This is a genomic window from Nonomuraea sediminis, assembly GCF_018531495.1.
GTDB lineage: Bacteria > Actinomycetota > Actinomycetes > Streptosporangiales > Streptosporangiaceae > Nonomuraea > Nonomuraea sediminis.
On the sequence record NZ_JAHDTI010000027.1, the window covers coordinates 68,827 to 81,596 of the forward strand.

At 70.4% G+C, this 12,770-nt stretch carries 12 protein-coding genes and 1 pseudogene; 10 read left to right on the forward strand and 3 right to left on the reverse strand.

Annotated features, from left to right (window positions below):
• Window positions 1-8: 8 nt before the first annotated feature.
• From efp to KIK09_RS55495, 6 genes are all read left to right on the forward strand, one after another.
• The gene (gene efp, locus KIK09_RS55470; RefSeq protein ID WP_214327637.1) at window positions 9-569 is read left to right on the forward strand and encodes an elongation factor P; all 561 of its coding nucleotides are present in this window, start codon (window positions 9-11) and stop codon (window positions 567-569) included.
• A gap of 1 nt (window position 570) precedes the next feature.
• Window positions 571-981, forward strand: coding sequence for a transcription antitermination factor NusB (gene nusB, locus KIK09_RS55475; RefSeq protein ID WP_214327638.1), 411 nt, complete (start codon window positions 571-573; stop codon window positions 979-981).
• Window positions 982-1,391: 410 nt separating this feature from the next.
• The gene (locus KIK09_RS55480; protein WP_214327639.1) at window positions 1,392-1,730 is read left to right on the forward strand and encodes an MmcQ/YjbR family DNA-binding protein; all 339 of its coding nucleotides are present in this window, start codon (window positions 1,392-1,394) and stop codon (window positions 1,728-1,730) included.
• Between the two features lie 131 nt (window positions 1,731-1,861).
• Window positions 1,862-2,641 (forward strand): methyltransferase domain-containing protein, encoded by a 780-nt coding sequence (locus KIK09_RS55485; protein ID WP_372455841.1) that lies wholly within the window; start codon window positions 1,862-1,864, stop codon window positions 2,639-2,641.
• A gap of 84 nt (window positions 2,642-2,725) precedes the next feature.
• Window positions 2,726-3,970 carry a DNA polymerase IV gene (gene dinB, locus KIK09_RS55490; protein ID WP_214327640.1) on the forward strand — a complete coding sequence of 415 codons (1,245 nt, stop codon included), beginning with the start codon at window positions 2,726-2,728 and terminating at the stop codon, window positions 3,968-3,970.
• Between the two features lie 404 nt (window positions 3,971-4,374).
• Entirely contained in the window at window positions 4,375-4,779 is a 405-nt protein-coding gene (locus tag KIK09_RS55495) for an SCO2097 family morphological protein (protein ID WP_214327641.1), read from the forward strand.
• A gap of 315 nt (window positions 4,780-5,094) precedes the next feature.
• Here KIK09_RS55495 and KIK09_RS55500 read toward each other — a convergent pair whose 3' ends face one another.
• From KIK09_RS55500 to KIK09_RS55510, 3 genes are read right to left on the reverse strand one after another with little or no spacing between them, the layout of a single operon-like run.
• Window positions 5,095-7,500, reverse strand: coding sequence for a transglutaminase TgpA family protein (locus KIK09_RS55500; RefSeq protein ID WP_214327642.1), 2,406 nt, complete (start codon window positions 7,498-7,500; stop codon window positions 5,095-5,097).
• Window positions 7,497-8,744: a DUF58 domain-containing protein gene (locus tag KIK09_RS55505; protein ID WP_214327643.1), complete on the reverse strand. Its 1,248-nt coding sequence runs from the start codon at window positions 8,742-8,744 to the stop codon at window positions 7,497-7,499. The genes KIK09_RS55500 and KIK09_RS55505 overlap by 4 nt, the downstream gene beginning before the upstream one ends.
• A gap of 7 nt (window positions 8,745-8,751) precedes the next feature.
• A complete protein-coding gene (locus KIK09_RS55510; RefSeq protein WP_372455842.1) occupies window positions 8,752-9,804 on the reverse strand; it encodes an AAA family ATPase in 1,053 nt (350 codons plus the stop codon).
• A 391-nt stretch (window positions 9,805-10,195) separates the two neighbouring features.
• On the opposite strand from KIK09_RS55510, the gene mraZ reads away from it, so the two are divergent.
• The 4 genes and pseudogenes from mraZ to KIK09_RS55530 all read left to right on the forward strand — a co-directional run.
• On the forward strand, window positions 10,196-10,627 hold the full coding sequence (gene mraZ, locus KIK09_RS55515) for a division/cell wall cluster transcriptional repressor MraZ (protein WP_214327645.1): 432 nt from the start codon (window positions 10,196-10,198) through the stop codon (window positions 10,625-10,627).
• A gap of 201 nt (window positions 10,628-10,828) precedes the next feature.
• On the forward strand, window positions 10,829-11,827 hold the full coding sequence (gene rsmH, locus KIK09_RS55520; RefSeq protein ID WP_214327646.1) for a 16S rRNA (cytosine(1402)-N(4))-methyltransferase RsmH: 999 nt from the start codon (window positions 10,829-10,831) through the stop codon (window positions 11,825-11,827).
• Entirely contained in the window at window positions 11,811-12,368 is a 558-nt protein-coding gene (gene ftsL / locus KIK09_RS55525) for a cell division protein FtsL (protein ID WP_214327647.1), read from the forward strand. The genes rsmH and ftsL overlap by 17 nt, the downstream gene beginning before the upstream one ends.
• Window positions 12,365-12,770 (forward strand): annotated as a pseudogene (locus KIK09_RS55530) (hypothetical protein); the annotation flags it as partial. The gene ftsL and the pseudogene KIK09_RS55530, both read left to right, overlap by 4 nt.

The following is a 12,770-nucleotide window of genomic DNA, read 5'->3' on the forward strand; positions in this document are numbered from 1 at the left end:
AAGAACGCGTGGCGACGACCAACGACCTCAAGAACGGCATGGTGTTGAAGCTCGACGGCGGTGAGCTCTGGGCCGTTGTGGAGTTCCAGCACGTCAAGCCGGGCAAGGGCGGCGCGTTCGTGCGCACCAAGCTCAAGAACGTCCTGTCCGGCAAGGTCGTCGACAAGACCTTCAACGCCGGCGTGAAGGTGGACGTCGCCAACGTCGACAAGCGCGAGATGCAGTTCTCCTACAAGGACGGCGACGACTTCGTCTTCATGGACACCGAGACCTACGACATGGTCACCGTGCCCAGCAACACGGTCGGCGACGCCGCCAACTACATGCTGGAGAACACGCTGGCGACCGTGGCCTTCAACGAGGGCTCCGCGCTCTACGTCGACCTGCCCGCGGCAGTCGAGCTGCTCATCTCCGAGACCGAGCCCGGCCTGCAGGGCGACCGCTCCACCGGCGGCACCAAGCCCGCCACGCTGGAGACCGGGGCCGAGATCAAGGTCCCGCTGTTCATCACCACCGGTGAGAAGGTCAAGGTCGACACCCGCAGCGGCGAATACCTCGGCCGGGCCTGAGGTGTCCGCACGCGGCAAAGCACGCAGGCGCGCCCTCGACATCCTCTTCGAGGCCGAACTCCGCGACGAGGACCCGCTGAGGATCCTCGCCGAGCGCCAGGAGCGCCAGGAGCCCCCGGTCAACGAGTACACCGCGGCCATCGTCGAGGGCGTGGCTCGCCACCACACCCGCATCGACGAGTTGATCACCACCTACGCCGAGGGCTGGACGCTCGACCGCATGCCCGCGGTCGACCGCAACCTGCTGCGCGGCGGCACCTACGAGCTGCTCTGGATGCCGGACGTCCCCGAGGGCGTGGTCATCAGCGAGTGGGTCCACCTGGCAGGGGAGCTGTCCACGGACGAGTCGCCCCAGTTCATCAACGGCCTCCTGGCCCGCTTCAAACAACTCAAGCCCAGCCTGTCCCTGTGACATCTCCGGGCTTTCCGCTCGGGTTCGCATGATCTTGTACGGCGAGCCGCCGCCACCGGCCGCCCGCCCTACTCCGGTCGCGGGCCCGTCGGCGGCGCTTCTGGCGAGTCGATGACAGTTGCCCGCCGTCACTGCGCTTCGTATTCCTGGCGCCACGGTCTCCCCGGCCCGCCGTACAAGGGGCGGCCGCCGCACGCCCTCGCCGACCCCGGCGCGGGAAGGCGTGGCCGTCGGCATGACCGGGACGTCAACGCCGCCAAGAACATCCTGGCCGCTGGTCGAGCGGTGACGGCCTGTGGAGGTGAGGTCAGACACCCGGGCAACCGGATGCACTCGCCAGTGAAGCAGGAATCCCAGCCTGCGAAGGTTGGAATCCCCCTGCTGTAGCTGTGGGAAGGAAGCCAAGGAGCATGGTCACTGAGGACGACGTCCGCAGGGTCGCCCTGTCCCTGCCGGAGACGGGCGAGAAGCCCATGTACGGCACGCCGGGCTTCTACGTAAAAACCCGCTGGTTCGCCAGGATCAGGGAGGCGGGCGACGTGCTCGTCGTCTTCTGCCCCACCGAGGAGGACAAACTCGCCCTCATCGCCGCCGAGCCCGCCAAGTTCTTCACCACCCCCCACTACGACGGCTACCCGACCGTCCTGGTGCGCTTCCATGCGATCGACGCCGGCGAGCTGAGAGAGCTGCTGACGGACTCGTGGCGGCTGCGCGCCCCCAAGCGCGTCCTGGCGGCCTTCGACGGCTAGGCACGCCACGACAACTTCCGCGGTACGGCACGCCCGATCCCGGACGAGCACGGCGCGCTCGACCGGGAGAGCGGGTTGTCGGGGGTTCGGCGTAGGCTGGGCCGCATTCGCGGAGGGGGACTTCGTGAAGGGTGAACTACAGGGGAGGCGAGCCGACGTTGCGTGCTGAAGGCGCCACGAGGACCACGACGGCCAGGACGGCCGTCGTCTGGGGCGCGCTGCGCGAGGTCCTGGCCGAGCGGGCGGCGTCCACAGGGCGGGAGACGCTCGACATCGTCGACGCCGGCGGCGGTACGGGCGGCTTCGCCGTACCCCTGGCAGTGCTCGGACACACGGTCACCGTCGTCGACCCGAGCCCCGACTCGCTGGCCGCGCTGGAGCGGCGGGCCAAGGAGAAGGGCGTGGGCGTGCGCGCCTTGCAGGGCGACGCCGCCGACCTGGGCGAGCTGCTCGACCGTGACAGCGCCGACCTGGTGCTTTGCCACAGCGTCCTGGAGTACGTCGACGACCCGATCAGCGCGCTGACCGCCGTGTCCGGGCTGCTGCGCAGGGGCGGCGCGGTGAGCGTGCTGGCGGCCAACCCCGTGGCCAGCGCCATCCACCGGGCGCTCGCGGGTCACTTCGACGAGGCCAGGGCGGTCCTCGACGACCCGGAGGGCCGCTGGGGCGACCGCGACCCCACGCCGCGCCGCTACACCGCCGAGGCGCTGTCGGAGCTGCTCGCCGCGACGGGCTTCACGGTGGGCGCCGTGCACGGGGTGCGGGTCTTCGCCGACCTGGTGCCCAACCGCCTGGTCGACGGCGAGCCCGGCGCCGCCGAGGCCCTGGTCGCCCTCGAGCAGGCCGCCGCCACCCACCCCGCGCTGCGCGCCGTCGCCACCCAGCTCCACCTCATCGGCCACAAGGGGTAACCCGTGTCCCCGCCCGGAGGAAACGCCTCGGGGTGGGGCGTTCCAGCCAAGCAATAGAACGCGTGTTCGGATAGAATCGACGTCGTGGCCCGTAAGCAGATCACCGGCATCGGCCCCGCACCGCGGACGGGCGCCGACGACAGCGCCTGCCCGATCCTGCACGTCGACATGGACGCCTTCTTCGCCAGCGTGGAACTGATCGAGCACCCCGAGTTGCGGGGCAAGCCGATGATCGTGGGCTCGCCTGCGGGCCGCGGGGTCGTGCTGAGCGCGACGTACGAGGCCCGCGCCTTCGGGGTGCACTCGGCGATGCCGATGAGCCGGGCGCGCAGGCTGTGCCCGCAGGCGGCGATCATCCCGCCGAGCCACGGGAAGTACTCCGAGGTCTCCAAGGGTGTCATGGAGATCTTCCACGCGGTCACCCCGCTGGTCGAGCCGATCGCCTCCGACGAGGCGTTCCTCGACGTGGGCGGGGCGCGGCGCAGGCTCGGGTCGCCGGCGGAGATCGCCGCCATGATCAGGTCCCAGGTTCTTGAGAGGTACGGCATCACCTGCTCGGTCGGCGTGGCCGGCAGCAAGTTCGTGGCAAAGCTGGCGTCAAAGCAATGCAAACCCAACGGCATGCTGGTGGTGCCTGCCGATGAGGTGGTGGCGTTCCTGCACCCGCTGCCCGTGTCGGCGCTGTGGGGGGTCGGGGAGCGCACCGAGCAGTCCCTGGTACGGCTGGGCATCAGAACGGTAGGCGATCTGGCCAGGGTGCCCGTCAACACCCTCCAGCGCGAGCTGGGGGCCGCCGCGGGCGGCCACCTGGCTGCCCTGGCCTGGGGGCGCGACGAGCGGCCCGTGAGCGCCCACGTGCCCGACAAGAGCATCGGGAACGAGGAGACGTTCGCCACGGACGTCGACGACCCGGAGACGATCAGGCGTGAGCTGCTGCGGCTGTCGGAGAAGGTGGCCGCGCGGATGCGTAAGGCCGGATACGTGGGCAGGACCGTGAGCGTGAAGCTGCGCCGGGCGGACTTCACCACGATCACCAGATCGCGGACGCTGAGGGAGGCCACCGACATCGCCCAGGAGATCTACGCCACAGCCTGCGAGCTGTTCGCCGCCGCCGGTCTCGAACGGGTGCGCCTGCGCCTGGTCGGCGTCCGGATGGAGAACCTGCGCCCGGCCGAGGAGGCGTCCAGGCAGCTCAGCCTGGGTCAGCGGGAGACCGGCTGGCGCGAGGCCGAGCAGGCGATGGACCGGGCGATCCGCCGCTTCGGCCCCGATGCGGTGGTCCCGGCGTCGCTGGTGCGCGGACGACTTGATGAAATGGACGAGAAGTAGCCGAACCGGACATCTGGGGGCCGATTGCGAAGATCCAGCGCCAGGTGTGGCGGGCTCGACCAAGACATGCGAGAAGCAGCCGAACCGGACTCCAGGAGGTCCCAGTGCGAAGATCGAGGCGGACGGTGGGGCGGGCCCGGTCGGAAGAGGCGAATCGCATGCTATGGATGGGGCGTAATCGGGCAGGAAAGCCATCATGACGTCTATGTCGCGACTAGGACCAAGGACGGGGAGAATGCCCCATTATGGAGCTATGACGTCACCTCCGGTTTGGTCTGCGTTGGACGTTTGCTTTCGCCTACGTCTACAGCCTCGTATTCTGGGGATAACCGACCGCGAGGTTCGGACACCCCGTGTCGTCCGTTGCCGTCTTCCCCGTCCTGGGGCCGTCCTTGGGAGGCGCCGTGCCGCTCTCTGAGCACGAGCAGCGCTTGCTCGACCAGATCGAGCAGGCCCTCTACGCCGAGGACCCGAAGTGGGCCAACACCGTAAGGATCAGTGACCCGCGCAGCCATTACAAGCGCCGCCTGATCAAAGCCTCCATCGGCTTTGCCCTCGGCGTCGTCATCATGATGGTCGGCGTGGTGATGAGTGGCACCGCCCTGATCCCGCTCGGCGTCGGCGGTTTCGTGGTCATGCTCGCCGCGTGTCTGTGGGGCTTGTCCAGCTGGAAACGCATGAACGGGTTCGGTGACTCCGCACCCTCCTCCGGCTCATCGGTGAGCGGCAAGCAGGGCCGCAAGGCCAACCGCGGCAGCTTCATGGAGCGCATGGAAGAGCGCTGGCGCCGTCGCCACGACGACCGCTAGCAGATCTGCTTTCTGCTGTACGGCAGGCCGGCAAGACGCGACCCGCCGACCGGGGTTGAGGGCCTCCAGGCAGACGCCCGCTGACCCGCACATGGCTGAGCGCCGTGACGACGTCCTCGTCGGCCGCCTGGGGTGCTGTTGGTGACCCGGCGGTCGACCAAGAGGCGGAGCTCGGGAAGAACGCGACAACGTGAGCACACGGCAGAGTGCGGCCGTCCCACCCGGGACGGCCGCACTTCGTCGTTCCCGATCGGCCGCGCCGAAAGAGAAGGGCCCGGCCGATCCACAGGGGATCGACCGGGCCCGGGCGTGGGGTCAGGCGGAGCGGCGGCGGAGGCGGATGTTCTCCAGGCGGTCGAAGCCGTCGAGCAGCCTCTCGCCCATGCGCCGCATCCGGTGCAGCGTCGAGGGCGGGAAGAGCACCGCCCGGACCCGCCGCCCGCGGGGAACCGTGGCCGCCAGGGCCCGCCGTACCTGGCGCAGGTCCTTGCGCAGCGGACCGATCGTCCCTGGGTCGCGGGCGAACAGGACCCGCTCGACCGCCGAGGCGATGGCCGCGATCGCCGCGGCCGAGCCGGAGTCGAACTCGTACTGCTCCGTCAGCCGCCGGGCCAGGGCCCGCGGCGTCTCACTGGCCTGGCGCGCCAGCCCGTAGTCGAACAGCGCGTCGTCGAGCTCCGCCCAGGCGGCCGCCACCGACGGCTCGTGGTCCACCACCTTGGCGGTGAGCGCGTCGGCCGGTTGCGACACCTTCCAGCCCAGCGCCCTGATGCGCCGGCTGCGCGTCCCCAGGCGTACCACGGCGGGGACGAGCAGGAGCAGCAGCAGGATCCCCGCCCCGATGCCGACCTTGCCGATCAACGGCATCGAGGTGTCCTTCGGCAGCCCGCCACCCAGGAACAGGCCGTCCTCACGGTCGAGTTCGCGCGGGTTGCGGCGGTTGGACGGGTTCAGCGGGGTGTCGTCACCCGAGGTCGTCGCGCCCGGCGTCGGCGTCGTGGAGCGGCCGGTCGAGCGCGGCGGCGGCTGGGTGTAGGCGGGCACCCGCGCGCTGCCCTGGCCGAGCGAGCCCGTCGGCGTCGGCTCGAACGGCAGCCAGCCCACGCCCTCGAAGTACAGCTCCGGCCAGGAGTGCGAGTCGTTGGTGCCGACCGTCCACCTGTCGCCCACCTTGGTGCCGCCGGTGTAGCCGATGGCGACCCTGGCGGGGATGCCGACGGCCCTGGCAAGCACCGCCATCGACGCGGCGAACTGCTCGCAGTAGCCGGCCCTGCTGTGCAGCAGGAAGTCCTGCAGCGCCGAGTTGCCGCTCCCCTGGGTGCGCAGGCTGTAGGTGAAGTTGCCGGTCTTGGAGAAGAACTCCTGCAGCTTGACCGCGGCCTCGTAGTTGTTGCGCGTGCCCTCGGTGACCTTCAGCGCCAGGTTCCTGATCTCCATGGGGAAGTTGTCGGGCAGCTTCAGGTAGCGCTGGTCGGCGCCGGGCGACGGCTGCGCGAGCGACTCCAGCAGGTCGGGGGTGACCTGCGGCTCGGCGGTGCTCACGTCGTAGTCGAGGCCGGCCGCCTCGTCCCTGGTGGAGAAGACCATGAGCGTGCCCACGTCGGCCCGCCAGTCGCCGTCCACCCTGATCTGGTGCGGCGGGTAGGGCAGCGGCAGGAACGACAGCTTCGACACCTCGTCGCTGATCTTGATCCTGGTGATCACGTTCTGCGTCTTGACCGACGGCGACAGGCCCGGCGGGGCCGGCAACGGGCCGTTCTCGGTCTTGTTCTCCGGCGTCCCCTTGGGCTCCGACATGCCGAACTGCTCGCCGTCGAAGGTGTCGAGCGCGTAGATGCGCAGGTACCGAGGCCTGTCGTCGCTGTTGGTGTACGACAGCACCTCCCGGCGGTCGGGTAGCTCCAGCTGGCCTCTGAGACTGGCGATCGGGTTGGAGATGCTGATGGAGTTGCCCTGGCCCTTGCCCTTGCCGCCCACGCCGAAGGTGAAGAACGACACCGGCTCCATCGCCGGCATCATCGCGCCGAGCAGCACCGCCAGCACGATCGCGGCGAACCCGATGCGCTTGCCCGACAGGCGCAGCCCGCGGGTGTCGGCCGTCTCGCGAGGGTTCGGGTTCGTCGCCGCCCGCGTGCGGCGCACCAGCACCGCTCTGCCCCAGTGGGTGACCCGCTCGCGCCCGTCGGCGATCAGCAGGCTGGTGAACCCGAGCGCGGCCAGGATGAACGCCGGCCAGCTGATCGGGTCGGGCAGGATCGTGGCGGGAACCGTGGCCAGCGCCAGCATCGGCAGCCCGGCCAGCGCCGCCCTGCGCAGCCGCGTGGCGAACAGGTCGACCAGGATCGCGATCAGCCCGACGCCGCCGGCCGTGAGCAGCGCGATGCCGGTGTTGGCGGGCACGGGCGCGGCGAAGCGCTGGATGTCGGTCCATCCGGCGGCCAGCAGCTTGGCCAGCGCCACCACCGAGCCCTTGGTCGGGATGACGAGCACCCACGCCTTGCTCGCGGTGAACGACGCCGTCAGGTAGAGCCACAGCGCGGCCAGCCCCACGATCGAGGCCGCCCACGCGGGCAGCGACAGCCGCCCGCTCAGCAGGCTGGCCACCATGACGGCCAGCACCGCGCCCAGCGAGGCCCAGAACCAGGCGCCGCCGCTGAACAGCGGGTAGAGCAGGATCGCGGCGGAGAACGTGGCCACCGCGGAGGCGAGCGACAGTCTCATGCGGCGCCTCCGAACCTGCCGCGGCTGGCCGCGTGCTGCCACACCGAGGCGACCGAGACGCCCACGGGCAGCCGCACGATCCGCCAGCCGTATCCGGCCAGCACCGCCTCGACCGCCAGATGGGCCGCCGAGGTGCCGGGGTCGGCGCCCTCCCAGCTGTCCACGTCGAGCAGGACGGCCACGCCCGTGATGCCGCTGTGCCTGAGCCTGGCCAGTTCCCTGGCCTCGTCGGGGTCGAGCGCGCCGAGCACGGCCACGATCAGCCCGTCGCCGCCGCCCTGGCGCAGCGCCGTGATCCCCATCTCCAGGGAACGCGCGGGGCTGTGCCGTACCACTGCCAGCGTGTCGAGCAGCGACCAGCTCAGGCCCGTGTCGGTGAGGTGCTCGGCGCCCTGGTCGGTGACCAGGCGCAGGCCCAGCCCCTCGTGCGCCAGGTGGACCCCGATCGAGGCCGCCGCGGAGACCGCCACCTCGAACGACGAGCGCGGCCCCTCACCCCGGTGCGCGTGCCTGCGCGTGTCGAGCAGCAGCGCGCCGCGGCTCTGCCACTGCTGCTCCTCGCGTCGCACCATCAGCTCGCCGTAACGCGCGGTCGAGCGCCAGTGCACCCGCCGCAGGTCGTCGCCCTGCCGGTACTCGCGCGGGGCGACGTCGTCGTCTCCGGCCGCCGCCACCGACCTGGTACGGCTGTCGCCGCCCCCGGTCCACTCGCCGCTCAGCCGTACGTGCGGCAGGGCCACCACCTGCGGCGTCACCACCAGCGTGTCGCTGATCGTGAACGAGCGGGTCAGCTCGACCAGGCCGAAGGGGTCGGCGATACGGACCGACAGCGGGCCGATGGTGTAGCGGCCGCGCAGGTCGGAGCGGACCCGGTAGTCGATCTCCCTGATGCCGCGCGACTCGACGCGGTCAAGCACGAACCTGGGCCGCACGCCCAGCGCGTAGGGCACGGTGTCCTCGACGAGCAACAGGCCCGTCGGCAGCCGGGTGACGTTCTCCAGGCGGAGCGTCACCGTCGACTCGCCGCCCACCTCGGCCCTGGCCGGGTCGAGCCGCCTGGCGCAGCTGAGCCGGTAGCGGGTCCTGGCCACCACCATCGCGGCGAGCAGCGGCAGCGCGGTCACCAGCACGCCGATCCTGAACAGGTCGTTCTCGCCCAGGAGCAGGGCCATCAGCAGCGCCGCGAGCCCCGAGGCGAGGAAGGACCTGCCGCGGGAGGTCAGTGCCCGAAGTCCAGCCCTCACAGTGCCTTCACCGGCCTCGGGTCTCCGGCACCGGGACGCGCCTGACCAGGTCGGTCACCACCTGCTCGGGCAGGCGCCGCTGTCCCTGTGCCTCCACGCTCGGCAGCAGCCGGTGCGCCAGCACGGGCACGGCCAGCTCCTGCAGGTCGTCGGGGATGACGTAGTCGCGCCCGGTCAGCGCCGCGTGTGCGCGGGCGGCCCGCACCAACTGCAGCGTGGAGCGCGGAGAGGCGCCCAGGCGCAGGTCGGGGGAGTGGCGGGTGGCCACGACCAGGTCGATGGCGTACTTCTTGACCGCCTGCGAGACGTACACGCCGCGCACCGCCTCGATCAGCGCGCGCACCTCCGCCGTGGTCGCCACCGGCTGCAGCTTGTCCAGCGGCGGCGTGCCGCCATGCACGTCGAGCATCTCCAGCTCGGCCGCGGGCTCGGGGTAGCCCATCGCGACGCGCGCGGTGAAACGGTCGCGTTGCGCCTCGGGGAGGGGATAGGTGCCCTCCATCTCGATGGGGTTCTGCGTGGCGATCACCATGAACGGGGCGTCGAGCTCATAAGTCTTGCCGTCGACGGTGACCTGGTGCTCCTCCATGCACTCCAGCAGCGCCGACTGGGTCTTCGGCGAGGCACGGTTGATCTCGTCTCCCACCACGATGTTGGCGAAGACGGGACCAGGCTTGAACTCGAACTCGCGCGACTGCTGGTTGTAGGCGCTCACCCCGGTGATGTCGCTGGGCAGCAGGTCGGGGGTGAACTGGACACGCCTGACCGGGCAGTCGATGGAGCGCGCCAGCGCCTTGGCCAGCATCGTCTTGCCGACGCCCGGCACATCTTCGATGAGAAGATGGCCCTCCGCGAGCAGGACCGTCAGCGTGAGGCGCACGGCGTCGCTCTTGCCCTCGATCACCGACTCGATCGCTTCCCTGATCCGATGCGCGGTGGTGACCAGCTCATCAAGCTGGGGAGGGACGTCATGGGTTACTGCCACCAGGCCTCCATGAGAAGTGCGACGGCTGTCCCGCGGCAGGGTGCCAAAGCGGGAGCCATGCCATTCCTTTTCCATTGTGTGTACCGACCCTACGACGCTGCGGGTTCTCGGGCGACTTTTGTGGATATTCCAGGGAAGCGCGCCAGTGTTCCCGTTCATGTCGCATAGCGGTGCGAATCCCGTGACAGTGGTCCTCCACTTTCCTCCACGCCCGCGTTCCCGAAGCCCCGGATCCCTGGAATTCACGGGTCTTTAGAACCCTCGACACGCCCATGAGGGTTGACGGCGCCGCCGCGGCGCTCCACCCTGCACCATCGCTCTGACCTGCGGCAACGCGAAGGAAACGGCAGATGAAGAGGGTTGGAATCAGTTGACGGTGGGGAGAAGTGGAGTATGGTGGTGCGCAGTGGAGAGCCCGGGGCACACCAAGCGCTGAGCTGTTCACGAGGCACGGGAGGTGGGGCCGGTGTTCCTCGGCACCCATCAACCGCGTCTGGACGACAAGGGACGGCTGTTCCTGCCGGCTAAGTACCGTGAGGAGCTGGCGGAGGGTCTTGTGATCACCAAAGGCCAGGAGCGATGCCTCTACGTCTTTCCCGTGGAGGAGTTCCAGCGCATAACCGAGGCTCTCAGCACCGCCCCGGTCACCGCCAAGGCGGTGCGTGACTACAGCCGAGTGTTCTTCGCCAGCGCGTCCGACGAGACTCCTGACAAGCAGGGGCGCATCACGATCCCGCAGAGCCTGCGTGCCTACGCGGGCTTGGAGCGTGACTGCGTGGTCATCGGGGCCAACACCCGCCTGGAGATCTGGGACGCGCAGGCCTGGGACACCTACCTCAACGCACAGGAGCAGGCTTTCGCCGATCTGTCGGAGGAGGTGCTGCCAGGGATTCTGTAGAGAGCCACGGTCGACAAGGCCTTTCGGTGTGGTCGTTCGGCGAGGTCTCCACCCGCAACCACTGCATGCCAGCTGATGCACCTTCCCCGGTGTCAGATGGCAGGCTTCCACGAAGAGGGTGCGGATGGGGACCTGGCCGGACGGCACCGGGTGGGGACCCAGAACAAGGCCGGCGATCGGCCGGACGCGTCATCCGCGAGCATGAGACGCGCGAGAGGGGGGTTGGAGATGCACGACAACGCCGGCATGGGCGGTCACGTTCCGGTGATGCTTGACCGCGTTCTGGAGCTGCTTGCTCCAGCGTTGTCAGGACCGGACCGCGTCGTCGTCGACGCCAACCTCGGTCTCGGAGGCCATACGGAGGCCCTGCTCGCGGCTCATCCATCACTGCATGTGATCGGCATCGACCGCGACCCTTTCGCGATCGACTTCTCCACGCGCAGGCTCGCGCCCTACGCCGAGCGGATCACCCTCGTACACGGAACCTCCGACCAGCTCGCCTCCGTGCTCGCGCAGGCGGGCCGCGATACGGTCGACGGCGTGCTGTTCGACCTGGGGGTCTCCTCGCCTCAGCTGGACGAGACCGAGCGCGGTTTCGCCTATTCCCAGGACGCTCCACTCGATATGCGCATGGACACCGAGCAGGAGCTCACGGCGGAGAAGGTGGTCAATACCTACTCGGCCGCGGAGCTAACTCGCATCCTCCGCGATTACGGAGAGGAACGGTTCGCACCGCGTGTCGCGGCCCTAATCATCAAGGAAAGGGCCAAGGAGGCCATAACGTCGACTAAGCGGCTTGCGGACATCGTTCGCCAGGCGATTCCCGCCGCGACCCGGCGTACCGGGGGAAACCCCGCCAAAAGGACTTTTCAGGCGCTTCGCATCGAAGTGAACGCTGAGCTCGCCGCCTTCGAGGCGGCGCTGCCCGCGGCCCTCGACGCGCTCGCGCTCGGCGGGCGAGTCGTCGTGCTCGCCTACCACTCCCTGGAGGACCGGCTCGCCAAGCAGGCCCTCACGGCGCGAACCAGGGACACCAGCCCCCCAGGGCTGCCCGTCCCCCTTGAGGCACACCAGCCGCGGTTCCGCCTGCTGACGAGGGGAGCAGAACTCCCCAGCGAAGAGGAGGTGGCCCGCAATCCGCGGGCGGCCTCCGCCCGGCTAAGGGCGGCAGAGAGGATACGTGTTGACCACCAGGACTGAGCAGGAGACCAGGCGGGGCGCGCCCGTTCGCGGAGCGGCGCCCAAGACCGGGCAGCGCAGGCCGGGCGTCCCGCACCAGTCCAAGCCCATCCCGCGCCCGCGCCCCGCCGACGACGCGGCGCGCACGGCGCCCGAGACCTCGGCCACGGGCCTGCGCCAGGCTCCCGCCAGCGAAGGCGCGCGCCCCGCGGGCGGACGTGTCCGCTCGGTACGGCCGGCGGTGCGCCGCGTGCCGTCCGGGCGGCGCCAGCGCGCGCCGTTCGTGCTGCTGATCGTGGGCCTGCTCTGCGGCGGCCTGGTGAGCCTGCTGCTGCTCAACACCGTGCTGGCGCAGGACTCGATCAAGGCAGGTCAGCTGCGCGACCAGATCGCCACGGCCCGCCAGCAGAACGAGGCGGCCCAGCACCAGATCGAGATAGACACCCAGCCGCAGAAGACGGCCAAGCAGGCCGAGCTGCAGGGCATGCACCGCGACTGGGACAACGTCAACCAGCTGCGCGGCGCCAGCCAGGACGCGACCAAGGTGAGCCAGGGCCGGTGAGGGATTCGGGCGGCAGGGGACAGGGTCCCGGCCGCGGTTCGGGCGGCGCCGGCTCTCAGGGAGGGCACGGCGCCGCTCGCCGTACCCCCGGCAACGGCGGGGGCCCGGGGCGGGCGGGACGTCCGGCGCGTTCGGAGGGGGCGGGCCGGGCGGACGACCCGCCCCGGGAGCCGCGCAAGCGCCAGGACCCCTTCGACCTGCCGTTCGGCCGCGACGACGACGGGCCGCGCAACCGGCCGCCCCAAGACCCGGCCGACGAGCCTCGCAGGCGCCCGTCCCAGGATCCGGCCGATGAGCCCCGCAGGCGCCCGTCCCAGGATCCCGCCGATGAGCCCCGGCGGCGCCCGCCGCAGGACCCGGCGGGCGGCCCGCGCAGGTCGCCGCGCCGTGACCCGGCCGACG